Source organism: Ornithinimicrobium tianjinense, from assembly GCF_014636495.1.
Lineage (GTDB): Bacteria > Actinomycetota > Actinomycetes > Actinomycetales > Dermatophilaceae > Ornithinicoccus > Ornithinicoccus tianjinensis.
This window is the reverse complement of sequence record NZ_BMEM01000002.1, coordinates 352,244-371,646: the sequence shown is the minus strand read 5'-3', so window position 1 is coordinate 371,646 and position 19,403 is coordinate 352,244. Positions and strand designations below refer to the sequence as shown.

Genomic DNA, 19,403 nt, shown 5'->3' with positions numbered 1-19,403 from the left:
TTCAGTGTATGGAGCCTCTTAGGGTTGACCCATGACGTCCGCTCCCGCGCCCACCCCCAGGCCAGCCGCACCGGCGACGAGGCGGGTAGCCCGCCTGGCTGCCGACGCGGCATACGCGCGCCTCGCCCGCCCCCTCCTGTGGCGCCTCGACGCCGAGACCGCGCACCACGGCACCGTGGTCGCGGCCGACCTGCTCGGACGCGTCCCGGTGACGCGCGCGCTCACGAGCCTGGCCGGGTATGCCGTGGGCCCGGCGGTCGAGCCCGACCCCGTGGAGGTGCTCGGGCTGCGCTTCCCGCACCGCGTGGGTCTCGCCGCGGGCATGGACAAGGACGGCCGTGGGCTCGCGAGCTGGGGAGCCCTCGGCTTCGGGCACGTCGAGCTGGGGACGGTCACGGCCAGGCCCCAGCCGGGCAACCCGCGCCCGCGCCTGGTCCGGCTGCCGCGCAGCCGCGCCGTCATCAACCGCATGGGCTTCAACAACCAGGGGGTCCACGCCCTCGCCGACCGCCTCCGGGCCGCGCGTGAGGCGGGACTCGTCCGCATCCCGGTGGGCGTGAGCATCGGCAAGAGCAAGGTCACGCCGGTCGAGGATGCCGTGGGGGACTACCTCGAGTCGGTCGCGGCGCTCGAGGGTCTGGCGGACTACCTGGCGGTCAACGTCTCCAGCCCCAACACCCCCGGGCTGCGCTCCCTGCAGGACGCCGGTCCGCTGGCCGAGCTGCTCGGCGCCGTGGTCACGGCCGCGGGGGCGACGCCCGTGCTGGTCAAGCTGGCCCCCGACCTCACCGACCACGCGCTCGACGAGGCGCTGGAGGTCGCCGTCGGGGCCGGGGTGTCTGGCGTCATCGCGACCAACACGACGCTGTCCCGCGAGGGGGTGCACCGCGTCGACGCGCTGACGGCGCAGAGCGAGGCCGGCGGCCTCTCGGGGGCGCCGCTCACGATGCGGGCGCGCGAGGTCGTCGCCCACGTCGCCTCCCGCACGGACCTGCCGGTCATCGGGGTCGGTGGGGTCATGAGCGGCGAGGACGCCCGGGCGCTGCTCGACGCCGGCGCCAGCCTGGTGCAGCTCTACACGGGGCTCGTCTACGCCGGTCCGGGGCTGGTGGGCGCCGCGGTGGAGGCCACCGCCCGGCGGTAGTCTGCGGGCATGTCAGAGGCGACCACGGAGTCCGGACTGCCGATGAAGGCCGTCTACGGGCCGGATGACCTGCAGGACTTCGACCCTGCCACCATGCTCGGCGAGCCCGGGAGCTACCCGTTCACCCGGGGTGTCTACCCCAGCATGTACACCGGCCGGCCCTGGACCATGCGCCAGTACGCCGGCTTTGGCACCGCCGCCGAGTCCAACGCCCGTTACCGCGAGCTGGTCGCCAACGGCACCGGCGGACTGTCCGTCGCCTTCGACCTGCCGACCCAGATGGGCTACGACTCCGACCACCAGCTGGCCGCTGGCGAGGTCGGCAAGGTCGGCGTCGCGATCGACTCGGTCGACGACATGGCCGTCCTCTTCGACGGCCTGCCGCTCGACGAGGTGTCGACCTCGATGACGATCAACGCGCCGGCCGCCTCGCTGCTGCTCATGTACCAGCTCGTGGCGGAGGCGAACGGCATACCGGCCTCCAGGCTCACCGGCACCATCCAGAACGACGTGCTCAAGGAGTACATCGCGCGGGGCACCTACATCTACCCGCCGGCGCAGTCGCTGCGGCTGATCTCCAACATCTTCGCCTACTGCCACGCCGAGATCCCGCGCTGGAACACCATCTCCATCTCCGGCTACCACATGGCCGAGGCGGGGGCGACGCCCGTGCAGGAGATCGCGTTCACGCTGGCCAACGCCAAGGCCTACGTGCAGGCGGCCGTGGACGCGGGGCTGCAGGTCGACGACTTCGCGCCACGCCTGTCCTTCTTCTTCGTCGCGCGCACCACGCTCCTGGAGGAGGTGGCGAAGTTCCGCGCGGCCCGCCGGATCTGGGCGCGGATCATGAAGGAGGAGTTCGGCGCCCAGAACCCGAAGTCGATGATGCTGCGCTTCCACACGCAGACGGCGGGGGTGCAGCTCACCGCCCAGCAGCCGGAGGTCAACCTCGTGCGGGTCGCCGTCCAGGGGCTGGCCGCGGTGCTCGGCGGCACCCAGTCGCTGCACACCAACTCCTTCGACGAGGCGATCGCGCTGCCGACCGCCAAGGCGGCGCGGCTGGCGCTGCGCACCCAGCAGGTGCTCGCCTACGAGACCGACGTCACCAGGACGGTCGACCCGTTCGCCGGTTCGTATGTCGTGGAGAGCCTCACCGACGAGGTGGAGGAGGCGGCCATGGAGCTGATCCGAGCCGTCGACGACCGCGGGGGAGCGGTGCACGCGATCGAGCAGGGCTTCCAGAAGAGCGAGATCGAGCGGTCCGCCTACGAGACCGCCCTCCAGATCGACTCCGGCGAGCGGGTGGTGGTGGGGCAGAACCGCTACAGGATCGAGGACGAGGAGCGCTACGAGCCGCTCCGGGTCGACCCGGCGATCGAGGTGGCGCAGGCCGAGCGGCTGGCCCGGCTGCGCGCGGAGCGGGACGGCGACGCGGTCGACCGGGCCCTGGACGGGGTGCGGGCGGCCGCGCGAGGCACGGACAACGTCCTCTACCCGATGCTCGACGCGCTGCGCGCCCGGGCCACGGGTGGCGAGGTGGCCGACGCGCTCCGGGAGGTCTGGGGGCAGTACACGCCCCGCGAGACGTTCTGAGGAGGGTACCGCCACGGATGTACCCTGGGACGAACGCCGCGCCGCGTCGTGGGTTCCGGGCCCTGTCTCGACCTGGAGTGACCTGATCCGGGCGCGGCCTACCCATGACCGCCGATCCGTAGCGAAGAAGACGTGACCATCGACACCGCCAACCATCCTCGCCCCACCGCCACCGCTGGGGGCCAGGCCCCGCCCGCACGCACGATGGTGGAGCGCGTGGCTCACGAGGTGGACGCCCTGGCCGAGGAGCTGGTGGAGCTGCGTCAGGCGGTCCACGCGCATCCTGAGCTCTCCTGGCACGAGCTGCGCACCACGTCGATGCTCGTCGACCGCCTGACCGCGGCCGGGATCGCGCACCGCACCCTGCCCGGCTCCGGTCTGGTCGCCGACCTCGGCGCGCCCGAGCCGCGGTTCCGCGTCGCCCTGCGGGCCGACCTGGACGCGCTCCCGCTCGAGGAGGTCACCGGGCTGCCGTTCGCGTCCCGGACGCTCGGCGTCTGCCACGCCTGCGGTCACGACGTGCACACGGTCGGTCTGCTGGGTGCCGGGCTCGCCCTGAAGGCGCTGGAGCCGGAGCTGGTCGCGCAGGGGCTCGCCGTGCGTCTGCTCTTCCAGCCCGCCGAGGAGACGATCCCCGGCGGGGCGCACGCGGTGATGGAGCACGGTGGTCTGGACGGCGTCGACCGCCTCTACGCCCTCCACTGCGACCCGTCGATCGACGTGGGCACGATCGGTCTGCGGGTCGGCCCGATCACCGCCGCCTCCGACTCCGTGCACGTCACGCTGACCGGGCGCGGGGGCCACACCTCCCGCCCGCACCTGACCCAGGACCTGACGTATGCCCTCGGGAAGGTCGTCACGGAGGTGCCGGCGGTGCTGTCGCGCCGGCTGGACCCGCGGTCCGGCACCACGCTCGTGTGGGGCGTGGTCCGGGCCGGCTCCGCGCCCAACGTCATCCCGACCCAGGCCGAGTGCATCGGGACGGTGCGCATGCTCGACTCCGAGACCTGGGACTCCGTGGCCCCGCTGGTGGAGGAGATCGTGCACGCCGTCGTCGCGCCCTACGGCGTGACCGCCACCGTCCTGCACACCCGCGGTGTGCCGCCGGTGGACAACGACAACGCGGCCGTCGTCGCGATGTCCCGGGCCGCGATGTCGCTCCTCGGGGCCGGGGCGGTGCTGCCGGCGCGCCAGTCCATGGGTGGCGAGGACCTGGGCTGGTACCTCACCGAGGTGCCGGGCGCGATGGCTCGTCTCGGTACCCGCACGCCCGGCGGTCCCACCTACGAGCTGCACCAGGGAGACCTGGTGGTGGACGAGCGCGCGGTGGCCATCGCGGCCAAGGTCCTCGCCTCGAGCGTGTTCACCTCGGTCGGGGCCGACGAGCACGTCTGACCGGCAAAGGTCACGAATTCGTCACCTTTCCGTCGACAGGAGGTCACCTCCCCGAAGGATGTGCGAAGCCGAGATAGGATCGGGGCGGCAACCCTTCCTGCTCACAAAGGAGTTCCCCGTGCGTCGGGTTCTGAAGCTCGCGGCCGTCGGTGCGGCCGCCACCATGGTGCTGGCCGGCTGCGGCCAGGCTCCGGACAGCAACACCGGCTCGACCGGCTCGGCCGGTGGCACCGCCGACGCCGGCAGCACCTCGACCGGCGAGGCCGCCGGCGACTTCAAGGCATGCATGGTCTCCGACTCCGGCGGTTTCGACGACCAGTCGTTCAACCAGTCGGGCAAGGAGGGTCTCGACGCAGCCAAGGACGAGCTGGGCATCGAGACCGTCGAGGTCGAGTCCCAGGCCGACACCGACTACGCCACCAACGTCAACAACCTCGTCTCCCAGGGCTGCAACCTGACCATCGGTGTCGGCTTCCTGCTCGAGGACGCCATCCAGACCGCGGCCGAGGGCAACCCGGACAGCAACTTCGCGCTGATCGACTCCGCCTTCTCCGATGCCGAGTTCAAGCCGGTCGAGCTGGACAACGCCAAGCCGATCCTCTTCAACACCGCCGAGGCCAGCTTCCTCGCCGGTTACCTGGCGGCCGGGATGACCGAGTCGGGCACCGTCGCGACCTTCGGCGGTATGCAGATCCCGTCCGTCTCGATCTTCATGGACGGCTTCGCCGACGGCGTCGCCAAGTACAACGAGGACAACGGCAGCGACGTCAAACTCCTCGGCTGGGACAAGGACAAGCAGGAGGGGGCCTTCTCCGGCGACTTCGAGAACCAGAGCCAGGGCCAGACCCTGACCGAGCAGTTCATCGCCCAGGGCGCGGACATCGTCATGCCGGTCGCCGGCCCGGTCGGCCTGGGTGCCGCCGCCGCTGCTGCCGGTGCCGACGGCGTGAAGCTGATCTGGGTCGACTCGGACGGCTACCTCACGGCCGCTGAGTACAAGGACCTCATGCTGACCTCCGTGATGAAGCAGATCGGTGCGGCGGTCCAGGACACCGTCGCGCAGACCGTCGAGGGCGGCTTCACCAACGAGCCCTACGTCGGCACCCTCGAGAACGGCGGCGTCGGCCTGGCCGAGGTCCGCGGCGCCGAGGTGCCCGCCGAGCTGCAGACCAAGCTCGACGAGTACAAGGAGCAGATCATCTCCGGCGAGCTGAAGATCGAGACGCCGAACGCGCCGTGACGCGCGTCTGACCGGCGTCGGACGATCCGGCGACCCACCGCATGACGGCCCGGCCCCAGGGGGGCCGGGCCGTTACGCTGTCCCTCCGAGGCGGTCCACCGCCTCTCACCGCCCCACCCGTGAGGTGCTGATGAAGCAGGAACTGCCATGAAGCTCGAGCTGCAGGGCATCACCAAGGTGTTCGGTCCCCTCGTGGCCAACGACCACATCGACCTGGTGGTCGAGCCGGGGGAGATCCACGCTCTGCTCGGCGAGAACGGCGCCGGCAAGAGCACGCTGATGAACGTCCTCTACGGTCTCTACGACCCGGACGACGGCCAGATCCTGCTCGACGGGCAGCCCGTCAGGTTCAAGGGCCCGGGCGACGCCGTCGCAGCCGGCATCGGCATGGTGCACCAGCACTTCATGCTCGTGCCGGTCTTCACCGTCGCCGAGTCGGTGGCGCTGGGCTACGAGCCCACCGGGGCGGCCGGCGTCCTCAAGCTGGACGAGGCGCGGCGACGCGTCACTGAGATCTCCGACCGCTTCGGCTTCCACGTCGACCCCGACGCCCTCATCGAGGACCTTCCGGTCGGCGTGCAGCAGCGCGTCGAGATCATCAAGGCGCTCTCCAGGGACGCCAAGGTGCTCATCCTCGACGAGCCGACCGCCGTCCTGACGCCCCAGGAGACCGACGAGCTGATCGGGATCATGGGTGAGCTCAAGGAGTCCGGCACCTCGATCGTCTTCATCACCCACAAGCTGCGCGAGGTCCGCGCCATCGCCGACCGCATCACCGTCATCCGTCGGGGCAAGGTCGTGGGGGAGGCCAGCCCGACGTCCACCGAGACCGAGCTCGCCTCGCTCATGGTGGGCCGGTCGGTCAACCTCTCGGTCGAGAAGGCACCCGCCGAGCCCGGCGTGGCCGCCTTCCAGGTCGAGGGTCTGAGCGTGATCGCCCCCAACGGCACCCTGCTGGTCGACAACCTCACCTTCGACGTGCGCGGTGGCGAGATCCTGTGCGTGGCGGGCGTCCAGGGCAACGGCCAGACCGAGCTGGCGGAGGTCATCCTGGGCCTGGAGGAGGCCGACGCCGGCCGGCTGACGCTCGACGGCACCGACCTGCTGGCCCGGTCGGTGAAGCAGCGCCTGCGTGCGGGCATCGGCTTCGTGCCGGAGGACCGCTCGACCGACGGGGTCGTGGCCAGCTTCAGCATCGCCGAGAACCTCATCCTCGACCTCTACGACACCGAGCCCTTCGCGCGCGGCATCTCGCTGAGCCCGGCGAAGGTGGCGGCGAACGCCGAGCGACGCACCGAGGAGTTCGACGTTCGCTACACCTCGGTGCACGACCCCATCTCCACGCTCTCCGGCGGCAACGCGCAGAAGGTCGTCCTGGCCCGCGAGATGTCCCGGCCGCTGCGCCTGCTCGTCGCCTCGCAGCCCACCCGCGGACTCGACGTGGGCTCGATCGAGTTCGTGCACAAGCGCATCGTGGCCGAGCGGGACAACGGCACCCCGGTGCTCATCGTGTCCACCGAGCTCGACGAGGTCCTCAACCTCGCCGACCGCATCGCGGTGATGTACCGCGGCAGGATCGTCGGCATCGTCGACGTGGCCGAGGAGAACGCCCAGGCCGGGGGAGTGAGCCGCGACATGCTCGGCCTGATGATGGCCGGGGTCCCCATGGACGAGGCACGCGCCCAGGCGGCCGAGCACCGCTCCGTCCTGGGCCAGGCCGACCTGGACGGCGACGGCATACCTGATGCGGCGCCGGAGGCGCCCACCGCAGTCTCGACGGAGGCGACCACGACGCCCACCCCCACCACCGAGAGGCAGGACTCGTGAGCGACCAGCCCCACGCGAGCAGCTCGCACGGCTCCGACGCCGGCAGCGAGCAGGCGGTCGCCGCCGCGCCGCCGGCCGCCGTCGGCACCGAGGGCGGGCACGGCCCGACACGACGCGACGACGACGGGGGGTCGGTCCTGCACCAGATCCTGTCCGGCAGCGCGCTCATGTCGGCCCTGGCCATCGTGCTGGCGCTGCTGCTCGGCGGGCTCCTCATCGCCTTCGCCGACGAGGACACCCGAGCGGCCTCCAGCTATTTCTTCGCGCGCCCGACCGACACCCTGGCCGCGGCGTGGGACGCCATGTGGCAGGCCTACGTCGCCCTCTTCCGCGGCTCCGTCCTCGACTGGCAGGCCGACAGCGTCGTCGGGATGGTCAAGCCGCTGACCGAGTCGATGGTCTTCTCCGTCCCGCTGATCCTCGCCGGCCTGGGCATCGCGGTCGGCTTCCGCGCGGGGCTGTTCAACATCGGTGCCCAGGGGCAGATCATCGTCGGTGCCATCGTCGCCGCCTGGCTCGGCTTCGCCGTCGACCTGCCTCCGGTCGTGCACCTGCTGGTCGCGGTCCTCGGCGGCGTCGTGGGCGGGGCGGTCTACGCCGGCATCCCGGGCGTGCTCAAGGCCCGCTTCGGGGCCAACGAGGTGATCGTCACGATCATGCTCAACTACATCGCCGTCTACCTGATCAGCTACATGCTCAAGCAGCCCTCGTTCAACCCGGGACGCACCGGGCAGCGCAGCCCAGCCGTCCAGCCCGAGGCGCTCTACCCCGCGCTCGTCCCCGACGCGCTGGTCGAGAACGACTTCCGGCTCCACTGGGGCTTCGTCGTGGCGATCCTGGCGACGGTCTTCGTCTGGTGGCTGCTCGAGCGGTCCACGACGGGCTTCCAGATCAGGGCCGTCGGAGCCAACCCGGCCGCCGCACGCACGGCCGGCATGTCGGTCGGCCGGATCACGATCATCACGATGGTGATCGCGGGCGCGCTGGCCGGTCTCGCGGCCGGAGGGCAGGTGCTGGGCACCGAGCGTTCGCTGACCGCCGGGGTGGCGGCCTCCTTCGGCTTCGACGCGATCACCGTCGCGCTGCTGGGGCGCTCGCGCCCGTGGGGCACCTTCTTCGCCGGGCTGCTCTTCGGCGCCCTCAAGGCCGGCGGCTTCCTGATGCAGTCGCTCACCCAGACCCCGATCGACATCATCCTGGTCGTCCAGTCGCTCATCGTGCTGCTCATCGCGGCGCCGCCGCTCGTCCGCTCGGTCTTCCGGCTCCCGGCCCCGACGCCCAGACCGCGCCGGCCCCGCCCGGCCCGCACCACCCCGAAGGAGGTAGCGGCATGAGCGCCGCGACCGTTCCCCACGCCCGAGACGTCGACGCCCCGACGACGGCGCGGCCGAAGGTCAGCGTGAAGACGCCCGTCGTCTACGCGCTGGCCGCGCTGGTGACGCTCGCGCTCCTGCTGCCGGGCGTGGGCGCGGACGAGTCGACCACCTTCCAGTTCAGCGCCGGCGCGGAGTGGTTCTCCCTGCCCAACCTCACGGTCCCCGCGCTGATGACGCTCGTGGTGCTCACCGTGGTGATGGCGGCCGCTGCCGCGTGGGCCTTCGTCCTCGTCCGGCAGCGGCGCCACGCCCCGCCCTGGCTGCACGTCGTCGTCGGGCTGGCCTTCGTGCTGGCCTTCCTCACCTACGCCGGTGCCGGGAAGACGTCGGTCATCCCGATGGTGTCGCTGCTCGCCGGGGCCCTCGCCCTGTCGGTGCCACTGGTCTTCGGTGCCCTCTCCGGTGTCATCTGCGAGCGCTCGGGCATCATCAACATCGCCATCGAGGGGCAGCTGCTGTTCGGTGCGTTCGCCGCCGCGGTGACGGCCTCGGCGCTCGGCAGCGGTTACTGGGGGCTGATCGCGGCGCCCGTCGCGGGCGCGCTCGTGGGCGCCCTGCTCGCCTGGTTCGCGGTGAGCTACCAGGTCAACCAGATCATCGTGGGCGTGGTCCTCAACACCCTGATCCTGGGCCTGACCGGGTTCCTTTTCGCGACCGTGCTCTCGGACAACAAGGCGCTGTGGAACACCCGCATGCCGCTGCCCCGCCTGCGGATCCCGGTCCTGGCCGAGATCCCGGTCCTCGGGCCGGTCCTGTTCAACCAGACCGTGCTGATCTACCTTATGTACGTCATCGTCGTGGTCCTCAACGTCATGCTCTTCCGCAGCCGCTGGGGCCTGCGCACCCGCGCGGTCGGTGAGCACCCCAAGGCCGCGGACACCGTGGGCATCAAGGTCAACGTGCGCCGGGTCTGGAACACCATCCTCGGCGGTGCGGTCGCGGGCCTGGGCGGGGCCTTCTTTACGGTCGGCTCGGGGCTGGCGTTCGGCCGCGAGATGTCGGCCGGCACCGGCTTCATCGCGCTAGCCGCGATGATCCTGGGCAAATGGAACCCCTACGGCGCGGTCGCCGCGGCCCTGCTCTTCGGCTTCTCCAAAAACCTCGGCAACGTGCTGTCCACCATCGGCAGCGGGGTCCCCTCGGAGCTGCTGCTGATGCTGCCCTACCTGATCACGATCTTCGCCGTCGCCGGCTTCGTGGGGCGGGTCCGCCCGCCCGCGGCCGAGGGCATTCCCTACACCAAGAGCTAGAGAGGTATGGAGTGAGCGACCCCGTGGACTGGGACGTGCTGCACGCCGCCGCCGTCGAGGTCATGCGGCGCGCCTACGTCCCGTACTCCCACTACCCGGTCGGGGTGGCCGGCCTGGTCGACGACGGTCGGGTGGTGCGCGGGTGCAACGTGGAGAACGCCGGCTACGGCGTGACGCTGTGCGCCGAGTGCGGGATGGTCTCCGACCTGGTCGCCGGTGGCGGCGGACGTCTGCTCGCGGTGTGGTGCGTCAACGCCGACGGGGACACGATCATGCCCTGCGGCCGCTGCCGTCAGCTGATCTGGGAGCACGGGGGAGCGGAGTGCCGGCTGCAGACCCCGCGCGGGATCCTGCGGATGGACGAGGTCCTGCCCCAGGCCTTCGGGCCCGACGACCTCGCGGCCGTCGAGCACCCCACCCCCTGACCGGACAGGCGTTCCTGCCACGGCCGCACCCACCACCCGACCGGACAGGCGTTCCTGCCACGCCCACACCCACCACCCGACCGGACAGGCGTTCCTGCCACCACAGCACCCGCCACCCGACCGGACAGGCGTTCCTGCCACGGCCGCAGCGGCACTACTGCCTGTCCGGTCGGAGTGAAGGGGCGCTCAGGCGAGCGTGTTGACCGGACAGGCGTTGCTGACACGACCGCAGCGGCACTACTGCCTGTCCGGTCGGCGTGGAGGGGCGCTCAGGCGAGCGTGTTGACCAGGCAGGCGCGCGGCATACCGGCATCGAGGGCGAGCTGGGCCGCCTCGGGCGACCGGGCGATGTAGACCGCGCGTCCGCCGATGCCCTGCACCCGCTCCTGGAGCGTGCGGACCGTCCCGGCGTCCACCACGACGCGGCCCTGCTCGGCCGGGAGGAACGGCGCGTCGCCGAAGGTGCCGCTGGTGTCCGACCCCGTGCGCGCCACCTGCGTGACGTGAATCGGCCGCTGAGAGAGACCGGCGGCGAGGGCCGCGAGGATGCCGCCGTTCGCGGGGTCGCCGCCGTCCACGGGCACCGAGAAGCGGGTCGCTGCGCCCTCGCCGGTGATCTCCTGCAGGACGTACTTGGCGTGGCGCTCCCGCGTCATCACCGAGTAGGTGAGCGCCGGCGTGCCGTCCAGCTCAGCCTCCGCCGCCAGGACGAGGGCCTCGGCGCCCAGCCCGACGGCCAGCGTCTGGGCGCAGCTGAGGGTGGCCGCCATCCGAGGGGTGGAGACCGCGGCCACGACACGCTCGTTGCGGATTGCGATGATGGTGGGGAACATCGGCTGCGCCCCTGCCGTCCCATCCCCGGTGCGCGAGCGGCGCAGCAGTTCGGTCACGGGAGGAACGACGAGCGTCATGATGTCAGCGATGAGCACGCGGGACAGGATGTCACACGAGGGCGGGAGCCGATGAACATGCGCAGACTGCCCGTCTGGGGCTGGATCCTCCTCGCCTTCGTGACGCTGCGGGTCGCGGGCGAGCTGGACATCCCGGTCCTTCCCCTCCTGGTCCTCGGCTGGGTGGCGTACACGGTCTGGGGCCACAAGCTCGGCCGTGGGCGCTCAGGTCGGCCCGGCGGGACGCTCGGACGGGTCGAGCGCCCGCAGGGGGTCGCCTGGCCCCAGGAGACCTCCCGACCGACCTCGCCCGGGCCGCTCCAGCCGGACAGCCCGATGCCGACGATCGACGTGCCGCGTTACCCGGGAGCGGCGGGGCAGGGTATGTCGTCGCTCGGCTCCGATCCCGCGGTCTCCCTCGCGCAGCTCCAGCTGGGCCAGGTCGGTCGTGACCTCGACCAGGCCGCGGGCAGCGGCGACGACAGCCGGGTGGAGCAGGCTCTGCGGCGCGCGCAGAGCACGGTGCAGCAGGTGAAGGGCTCCCTGGAGGTGGCGGGTAGCCCCGAGGCCAGCAGGCTGCGCGCCTCGCTGGACGGCCTGGGAGGTGCTGTCGCCAGGGCCCTGGCGGAGACGCCGGGACCGGGGCGCTCGTCGCTGGTGCAGCGGATCATCCAGACCTGCCGGGGCCCGGCGCTCTAGCGGGACGGCATACCCGCAGGTCGCAGGCGATGCGCGAGACTGGTCCCATGAGTGAGTCCTTCGACGCCGTCGACATCATCCGGACCAAGCGTGACCGGGGCGAGCTGAGCCCCGAGCAGATCGCCTGGGTGGTCGACGCCTACACCCGCGAGGTCGTGGCGGACGAGCAGATGTCCGCGCTGGCGATGGCGATCCTGCTCAACGGCATGAACCGCCGCGAGATCGGCGACTGGACCGCGGCGATGATCGCCTCGGGCGAGCGGATGGACTTCTCCGGCCTCTCGCGCCCGACCGCCGACAAGCACTCGACCGGCGGTGTCGGCGATAAGATCACCCTGCCGCTCGCCCCCCTCGTCGCGGCCTGCGGGGTGGCGGTGCCGCAGCTGTCGGGGCGCGGGCTGGGCCACACGGGCGGCACCCTCGACAAGCTGGAGGCGGTGCCGGGCTGGCGCGCCGCGCTGTCCAACGAGGAGATGTTCGCGCAGCTGGAGGACGTCGGCGCGGTGATCTGCGCGGCGGGCTCGGGGCTGGCGCCGGCGGACAAGCGGCTCTACTCCCTGCGCGACGTCACCGGCACCGTCGAGGCGATCCCGCTCATCGCCTCCTCGATCATGAGCAAGAAGATCGCCGAGGGGACCGGGGTGCTCGTCCTCGACGTCAAGGTCGGGTCGGGTGCGTTCATGAAGACCCAGGCGGACGCCAGCGAGCTGGCCCGCACCATGGTCGAGCTCGGCACCGACGCGGGCGTGCACACCGTCGCCCTGCTCACCGACATGTCGACTCCGCTCGGGCTCACCGCGGGCAACGGGCTGGAGGTGCAGGAGTCGGTCGAGGTGCTGGCCGGCGGCGGCCCGGCTGACGTCGTCGAGCTCACCCTGGCGCTGGCTCGCGAGATGCTCGCTGGGGCGGGCCGTGGGGACGTCGACCCCGCCGACGCGCTCGCCGACGGCCGGGCCATGGACGTGTGGCGCCGGATGATCGCCGCCCAGGGCGGCGACCCGGACGCCCCGCTCCCCGTCGCCAAGGACACCCACGTCGTCACCGCACCGGCCGACGGTGTGCTCACCAGGCTGGACGCGCTCGCCGTGGGCGTCGCGGCGTGGCGCCTGGGTGCCGGCCGGGCCCGCAAGGAGGACCCGGTGCAGGCCGCGGCCGGGGTGCAGATGCACGCCAAGCCGGGTGACCCCGTCCGCGCGGGTCAGCCGCTGCTCACGCTGCACACGGACGAGCCGGACCGGTTCGCCCGGGCGCTCGAGGCGCTCGAGGGCGGGTATGCCGTGGGCTCAGCCTCCGAGGTGGAGGCCCCCGCGCAGGTGGTCATCGACCGGATCGCCTGAGGTCCGCCCGCGGCACGATCGCCTGTCCGGTCCGGCACGATCGCCTGTCCGGTCCGGCACGATCGCCTGTCCGGTCGGGCACGACGCCTGTCCGCCCGCGGCACGATCGCCTGTCCGGTCCGGCACGATCGCCTGTCCGGTCGGGCTGAGGGGACGGAAGCCTCAGCCTCAGCCTCAGTAGCCCTGGCCGTCGGCGCCGGCGACGTCGGCGCCCGGCTGCGGGACGACGAGCGTCCCTGCGGCCTCGCGCTCACGGGCGCCGGCGAGCAGCGCAGCGGTCGAGGACGTGCCGATGCGGGTGACGCCCTCGGCGCACATCGCGAGCAGCGTGTCGATGTCGCGCACGCCGCCGGAGGCCTTCACCTGCACCTGCGGCCCGGTGTTCGCGCGCATCAGCCGCACGTCCGGCAGGGTCGCGCCACCGCCGGCGAAGCCGGTCGAGGTCTTGACGAAGTCGGCTCCCGCCTCCTCGCTGGCGCGGCAGGCGGCGACCTTCTGCGCCTCGTCCAGCAGGGCGGTCTCGAAGATGACCTTGACGATCCGGCCCTCGGCGTGGCCGACCTCGACGACGGCCGCGATGTCCTCGCGCACCGCGTCCACGTCGCCTCCGCGCAGCCGGCCGATGTTCAGCACCATGTCCAGCTCGGTCGCGCCGTCGGCCAGGGCCTGCCGCGCCTCGGCGACCTTGGCCGCCGTGGACGTCGTGCCGTGCGGGAAGCCGATGACCGTGCAGACCTGGGTCCTGTGGCCCTCGACCGCGGTCAGGGCCAGCGAGACGTCCGACGGCCGCACGCACACCGACCAGATCTCCTCCCGCGCGAGCTCGCGGCAGGACACCTCGACCTCCTGCGGCGTCAGCTCGGGCTTGAGCAGGGCGTGGTCGATGAGATCGGCGACGTCCTGGACGGTCAGGGCGCTGCCCGGCGCGTACGTGTTCGGCATACCCCCGAGTCTAGGGCGGCCGAGGGCGGGGCCCGCCTGCCTAGGATCGGGCCATGACGACCCTCGACACCCGTGAGCTGCCCAAGGTCGTGCTCCACGACCACCTCGACGGCGGGCTGCGGCCCGCGACCGTGCTCGAGCTTGCGCAGGAGCAGGGGTATGCCGCGCTGCCCGCCTCGGACGTGGGGACGCTCGCCGCGTGGTTCGCCGACGCGGCGGACTCGGGATCCCTGGTCCGCTACCTGGAGACCTTCGACCACACGGTCGGGGTGATGCAGACCGAGGACGCGCTGGCCCGGGTCGCGCGCGAGTGCGTCGTGGACCTCGCCGAGGACGGGGTCGTCTACGCCGAGGTGAGGTATGCCCCCGAGCAGCACCTCCAGCGCGGGCTGACGCTGGACCAGGTGGTGGAGGCCGCCAATCGCGGCTTCCGCGAGGGCGAGGAGGAGGCTGCGAGCGCCGGCCGGCGGATCAGGGTACGGGTCCTGCCGAGCGCGATGCGGCACGCGGCACGCGCCGTCGAGATCGCCCAGCTCACCGTGCGACACCTGGGCGACCAGGTGGCCGGGTTCGACATCGCCGGTGCCGAGGACGGCCACCCGCCCACGCGGCACCTGGCGGCCTTCGACTACCTGCGTCAGCACAACGCGCACTTCACGATCCACGCGGGCGAGGCGTTCGGGCTGCCGAGCATCTGGGAGGCGATCCAGTTCTGCGGGGCCGAGCGGCTGGGTCACGGCGTGCGCATCGTCGACGACATCCGGCTGGACGGCCGCCCCGTGACCGACGACCTGGCCGGCGCCATCCGGTGGGCGGCGGTGGAGCCAAACGCCTTCGAGCTGGGCCCGCTCGCGGCCTACGTTAAGGACCGTCGGATCCCGCTGGAGATGTGCCCGAGCAGCAACGTGCAGACCGGTGCCGCGGAGTCCATCGAGACGCATCCGATCTCGCTGCTCAAGGACCTCAACTTCCGGGTCACGCTCAACACCGACAACCGCCTGATGAGCGCCACCTCGATGAGCCGGGAGGCGCAGCTGCTCGTCGACCGTGCGGACTGGCAGCTGAGCGACCTGCGGCGGGTCGCGGTCAACGCCATGAAGTCGGCCTTCCTGCCCTTCGACGAGCGCCTCGAGATCATCGAGGGCGTCCTCAAGCCGGCCTACGACGTCGGCTGAGGACGATCTAGCTCAGCAGACGGGAGCGCAGGGCGTCGGCGCGCTCCATCCGCTGCTCGTCGCGGCGCCGTCGCTCCGCGAGCACGGCCGCCAGCACCGACTCCGGGTGCGCCTGGGGCGGCGGCGGGGGAGCGACGTGGGGGAGGAGCGCGGCATACAGCTCGGAGGCGGTGCGCCCCCGGGCCTCGGGGGTCAGCGACCCGGTGCGCTGCAGGAACTGCCGCACCGCGACGGCGAGCGCGGCCGGGAGCACGCCGAGGTCGGCCTGGGCCGCCCAGGCGCGCAGCTCCTCCGGCATCACCGGCCCCTCGGGCAGGCGCAGGCGGACCCGGTCGCGCACGACGTAGGTCCCGGCGAGCAGGTCACCGATGCGACGGGCCTTCTCGTTGGTGGTGGCGACGAGCAGCGCCAGCCCGCCGAGCGTCATCCACAGCTCGACCGTGCCGGCCAGCGCGCGGATGATCGCGTGCCGCAGCCCGATCGGGCCGGTGTCGTCACGCACGGTGCGCAGCCCCATGACCAGCTTGCCGACCGTGCGACCGCGGGTCAGCGTCTCCAGGGTGATCGGCAGCCCGGCCATGACCACCGCCACCAGCACGACCCCGAAGGCCTGCCCCAGGGCGGAGTCGCGGGCGAAGAGCTGTGCCGGCAGCACCAGGACGAGGAGCAGCACCCCCGCCGCCACCACGACCAGGTCGATGAGCCCCGAGACCATCCGCAGCGGCAGCGCCGCCGCAGGCAGCTCGATCTCGACCGCCTCGCTGGTGACGAAGCGCTCGCTGTCGAAGATCCCCCGCTGGGCCATGGCGGGCAGGCTACCCCGGTCCCCGGCCGTGCACCCGAGGAGCCGCGCGGGGAGCCCGGCGCGACGGCATACAGTGACGGGGTGGACCTCGACGCGCTGGTGGGACGTCGACGGGGGGACTGGCAACGGCTGGCGACCCTGTCGCGGCAGCGCCACCTGTCCGGGGCCGAGGCGGACGAGCTGCTGGACGGTTACCAGCGTGCCGCGACCGACCTGTCGACCGTGCGGTCGTCCGCGCCCGACGCGCAGGTGGTCGCGCACCTGTCCACCCTGATCGCCACGGCCCGGGCCCGGGCCTCGCGCGTGCCGACCTTCAGCTGGGAGGGGGTGGGGCGGTTCGTCGCGGAGGACTTCCCCGCGGCGCTCTACCGCCTGCGCTGGTGGTGGGGCATCACGGCGCTGGCCAACGTCGTCGTCGGTCTCCTGCTCGGCTGGTGGCTCACCGCGCACCCAGTCGTCGAGAACAGCCTGCTCACCCCCGAGGAGGTGCAGCTGCTGGTCAACGTGCAGTTCGAGTCCTACTACTCCGAGCACGCAGCCTCGAGCTTCTCGACGCTCGTGTGGGTCAACAACGCCTGGGTGGCCGCGCGCTGCATCGGGATGGGGGTGCTCGGCGTCCCGGTCGTCTGGCTGCTGTGGCAGAACATCGCCAATGTCGCGGTGATCGGCTCCCTCATGCACAGGCACGGCCGGGGGGAGGTCTTCTGGGGCTTGATCACCCCGCACGGCCTGCTGGAGCTGATGGCGATCTTCGTCGCGGCCGGAGTGGGGCTGCGGCTGTTCTGGGCCTGGGTAGCGCCGGGGCCGCGGACCCGTCTCGCCAGCCTCGCGGCCGAGGGGCGCACGGCGGCCGGTGTCTCCGTCGGGCTCGTGATCGTGCTGCTGATCTCAGGCGTCATCGAGGGCTTCGTGACGCCGTCGCCGCTGCCGACGTGGGCGAGGGTGGGCATCGGTGTCCTCGCCCTGCTGGGGTTCTTCGTCTACGTCTTCACGCTGGGGCGCCGCGCGGCGCGCGCCGGCGTCACTGGTGACGTCGCGGAGGAGCTGCAGGCGGCGAGCGCGCCCACCGTCGGCTGACCAGCTGGCCGGTAGCCGGCTGACGGGCTGACGGGATCCGTGCCGGCGACACGCCGTCCGCGACCGGCTCCAGCGAGCACGTGCACGCGTGAGCGGCTGTGCTCGGGCGTGTCGCCGGGACAGATCAACCTCGCTGGCCCTGGGGACGGGTCGGCACCATCCGACGCCCACCACCTCACGCTGACCCCCGACCCTCCCACCCCGCGCTCACACAGCCAGCCGCCAGGCCTCCACCTCGGCGGCCAGCTCTGCAGCCCGGGCCGCCGGGAGCCACGAGCCGGTGAAGCTGTTGGTGGCGAGCCTGGCCAGGTCGTCGCGTCCCAGTGCCGTCTCCGCCCTGAGCGCCGCGTAGTTGTCGTCCACGTAGCCGCCGAAGTAGGCCGGGTCGTCGCTGTTCACGGTCACCAGCACGTCCGCGGCGAGGAGCTGCGGGAGCGGGTGCGCGGCGATCGACCCGACCGCCCGCAGCCGCACGTTGGACAGCGGGCAGACGGTCAGCGGCACCTGCTCCTCGCGCAGGCGCGCCACGAGGTCCGGGTCGTCCGCCGCGCGGATCCCGTGGTCGACGCGCTCGACGCCGAGCACGTCGAGGACCTCGGTGACGTTGGACGCCGGTCCCTCCTCGCCCGCGTGGGCGGTCAGGCGCAGCCCCTCGGCCCGCGCCCGCAGGAAGACGTCCGCGAACGGCGCGGCCGGGTGCCCGACCTCCGCGGAGTCCAGCCCGACCCCGGCGATGGGAGCGCCCGCTCGCAGCAGCGCCTCGAGCACCTCCATCGCCTCGCCGGCCGGCCTGTCCCTGAGGAAGGCCGCGACGAGCAGGCTCGAGACGCCGAGCTCGGCACCGAGCGCCATGCCGGCGGCAAGTCCCTCGACGACCTCCTCGATCGGTATGCCGCGCGCCAGGTGGGCCTGCGGGTCGAACATCACCTCCGCGTGGCGCACGTGCGCGACGGCCGCGCGCCGCAGGTAGGCCGCCATCAGCTCCGCGAAGTCCTGCGCCGTGCGCAGCACCGCGGTGTTGGCGTAGTAGAGGTCGAGGAAGGACTGCAGGTCAGTGAACGCCAGGCGCGCCCTCAGGTCCTCGGCATCGGCATACGGGAGGGGTATGCCGATGCGCTCGCCGAGGGCGAGCACCATCTCGGGCTCGAGCGTCCCCTCGACGTGCAGGTGCAGCTCGGCGCACGGGGGCGTGTCCATGCCTCCGACACTAGGCCCCCGACGCGCTGGCCGTCAGACGCCGATGTCCTCGTAGGAGCGGGGGTCCTCGACGGGCTCGAGGTGCAGGTTGACGCGCAGGTCGGGGTACTCCGCGAGCAGCGCGTCCGTGAGGTCCTCGGCGACGTCGTGGCCGTGCTTGACGGTCCAGGCACCGGGCACCAGCAGGTGCATCTCCATGAAGCGCCGGTGGCCGGACTCACGGGTGCGGAAGGCGTGGAAGCGCACGTCCTCGCCGTCGAAGCCGGCGATGAAGGTCTCGATCACGCCCCGGATCCGCTCGTTGTCCTCGGCCGGCAGGGAGACGTCCATGAGGCCCGCGGTCGAGCTGGCGATCAGGCCCCAGCCGGTCACCAGGATGTTGACGCCGACCGCGAAGGCGATGATCGGGTCCAGGCGCTCCCAGCCGGTCAGCCACACCAGGAGCACGCCCACGACGACGCCGACCGAGGTCCACACGTCGGTGAGAAGGTGCTTGCCGTCGGCGGTCAGGGTGATGGAGCGGTGAGCGCGGCCGGCGCGCAGCAGCACCCAGGCGACGCCGCCGTTGACCACGGAGGCCACGACGGAGATGAGCAGGCCGACGCCGACGTTCTCCAGCGGCGCCGGGTTGAGGAAGCGCTCGACGGAGGCCACGAGGATGACCGCGGCGGCGACGAAGATCATCACGCCCTCGACGGCCGCGGAGAAGTATTCGGCCTTGCTGTGCCCGAAGTTGTGGTTGCGGTCCGGCGGACGCAGCGCGACCCGCAGCGCCATGAGCGCCACCACCGCGGCCACCAGGTTGACCGTCGACTCTGCGGCGTCGGAGAGCAGTCCTACCGAGTCGGTGACCAGCCACGCGGTGCCCTTGAGCGCGATGGTGACGACGGCCGCGGCGATCGAGAGCCAGGCGAAGCGCGTCAGGTCCTCGGGGGCGGGGTGACGCGTGCTGAGGCTGGGCTTCTCGGGCTTGGGCTGGGTCACGGGCACGCTCGCAGAAGGGTGGGTCGGGCGGGGGCTCGGCCCGATTC

General features: G+C 72.2%; 17 protein-coding genes. 12 read left to right on the top strand and 5 right to left on the bottom strand.

Annotated features, from left to right (window positions below; translation table 11 throughout):
- Positions 1-31: 31 nt before the first annotated feature.
- From IEV65_RS09595 to IEV65_RS09560, 8 genes are all read left to right on the top strand, one after another.
- On the top strand, positions 32-1,144 hold the full coding sequence (locus IEV65_RS09595; protein WP_188430195.1) for a quinone-dependent dihydroorotate dehydrogenase: 1,113 nt from the start codon (positions 32-34) through the stop codon (positions 1,142-1,144).
- Positions 1,145-1,153: 9 nt separating this feature from the next.
- Positions 1,154-2,737, top strand: a complete 1,584-nt coding sequence (locus IEV65_RS09590) for an acyl-CoA mutase large subunit family protein (protein ID WP_188430194.1) — start codon at positions 1,154-1,156, stop codon at positions 2,735-2,737.
- Between the two features lie 204 nt (positions 2,738-2,941).
- Positions 2,942-4,132: an amidohydrolase gene (locus tag IEV65_RS09585; protein ID WP_188430327.1), complete on the top strand. Its 1,191-nt coding sequence runs from the start codon at positions 2,942-2,944 to the stop codon at positions 4,130-4,132.
- Positions 4,133-4,250: 118 nt separating this feature from the next.
- Positions 4,251-5,372, top strand: a complete 1,122-nt coding sequence (locus IEV65_RS09580) for a BMP family lipoprotein (protein WP_229735119.1) — start codon at positions 4,251-4,253, stop codon at positions 5,370-5,372.
- A 147-nt stretch (positions 5,373-5,519) separates the two neighbouring features.
- Positions 5,520-7,199, top strand: coding sequence for an ABC transporter ATP-binding protein (locus IEV65_RS09575; protein ID WP_188430192.1), 1,680 nt, complete (start codon positions 5,520-5,522; stop codon positions 7,197-7,199).
- A complete protein-coding gene (locus IEV65_RS09570) occupies positions 7,196-8,533 on the top strand; it encodes an ABC transporter permease (protein ID WP_188430191.1) in 1,338 nt (445 codons plus the stop codon). Before IEV65_RS09575 ends, IEV65_RS09570 begins: the two co-directional genes overlap by 4 nt.
- A complete protein-coding gene (locus IEV65_RS09565; protein ID WP_188430189.1) occupies positions 8,530-9,825 on the top strand; it encodes an ABC transporter permease in 1,296 nt (431 codons plus the stop codon). Before IEV65_RS09570 ends, IEV65_RS09565 begins: the two co-directional genes overlap by 4 nt.
- An 11-nt stretch (positions 9,826-9,836) precedes the next feature.
- Complete coding sequence (locus IEV65_RS09560) at positions 9,837-10,250, top strand: cytidine deaminase (protein ID WP_188430187.1); 414 nt, start codon at positions 9,837-9,839, stop codon at positions 10,248-10,250.
- A 269-nt stretch (positions 10,251-10,519) separates the two neighbouring features.
- Here IEV65_RS09560 and IEV65_RS09555 read toward each other — a convergent pair whose 3' ends face one another.
- Positions 10,520-11,179 (bottom strand): hypothetical protein, encoded by a 660-nt coding sequence (locus IEV65_RS09555; protein ID WP_188430185.1) that lies wholly within the window; start codon positions 11,177-11,179, stop codon positions 10,520-10,522.
- A 39-nt stretch (positions 11,180-11,218) separates the two neighbouring features.
- On the opposite strand from IEV65_RS09555, the gene IEV65_RS09550 reads away from it, so the two are divergent.
- Both IEV65_RS09550 and IEV65_RS09545 read left to right on the top strand, forming a co-directional pair.
- A complete protein-coding gene (locus tag IEV65_RS09550) occupies positions 11,219-11,839 on the top strand; it encodes a hypothetical protein (RefSeq protein WP_188430183.1) in 621 nt (206 codons plus the stop codon).
- Positions 11,840-11,886: 47 nt separating this feature from the next.
- Positions 11,887-13,176, top strand: a complete 1,290-nt coding sequence (locus IEV65_RS09545) for a thymidine phosphorylase (RefSeq protein ID WP_188430181.1) — start codon at positions 11,887-11,889, stop codon at positions 13,174-13,176.
- A gap of 174 nt (positions 13,177-13,350) precedes the next feature.
- Here the strand turns inward: IEV65_RS09545 and deoC are convergent, their stop codons facing one another.
- On the bottom strand, positions 13,351-14,118 hold the full coding sequence (deoC, locus tag IEV65_RS09540) for a deoxyribose-phosphate aldolase (protein ID WP_188430179.1): 768 nt from the start codon (positions 14,116-14,118) through the stop codon (positions 13,351-13,353).
- Between the two features lie 53 nt (positions 14,119-14,171).
- Here deoC and IEV65_RS09535 point away from each other — a divergent pair, with 53 nt between their 5' ends.
- The gene (locus tag IEV65_RS09535) at positions 14,172-15,293 is read left to right on the top strand and encodes an adenosine deaminase (protein WP_188430178.1); all 1,122 of its coding nucleotides are present in this window, start codon (positions 14,172-14,174) and stop codon (positions 15,291-15,293) included.
- Positions 15,294-15,300: 7 nt separating this feature from the next.
- On the opposite strand, the gene IEV65_RS09530 is transcribed toward IEV65_RS09535, so the two are convergent.
- Positions 15,301-16,098, bottom strand: a complete 798-nt coding sequence (locus IEV65_RS09530; protein WP_188430176.1) for an RDD family protein — start codon at positions 16,096-16,098, stop codon at positions 15,301-15,303.
- An 81-nt stretch (positions 16,099-16,179) separates the two neighbouring features.
- Here IEV65_RS09530 and IEV65_RS09525 point away from each other — a divergent pair, with 81 nt between their 5' ends.
- Entirely contained in the window at positions 16,180-17,175 is a 996-nt protein-coding gene (locus IEV65_RS09525) for a stage II sporulation protein M (RefSeq protein WP_188430174.1), read from the top strand.
- Between the two features lie 207 nt (positions 17,176-17,382).
- Here the strand turns inward: IEV65_RS09525 and IEV65_RS09520 are convergent, their stop codons facing one another.
- Positions 17,383-18,372, bottom strand: a complete 990-nt coding sequence (locus IEV65_RS09520; protein WP_188430172.1) for an adenosine deaminase — start codon at positions 18,370-18,372, stop codon at positions 17,383-17,385.
- Positions 18,373-18,405: 33 nt separating this feature from the next.
- Positions 18,406-19,362 carry a cation diffusion facilitator family transporter gene (locus IEV65_RS09515; protein WP_371870165.1) on the bottom strand — a complete coding sequence of 319 codons (957 nt, stop codon included), beginning with the start codon at positions 19,360-19,362 and terminating at the stop codon, positions 18,406-18,408.
- Positions 19,363-19,403 lie beyond the last annotated feature (41 nt).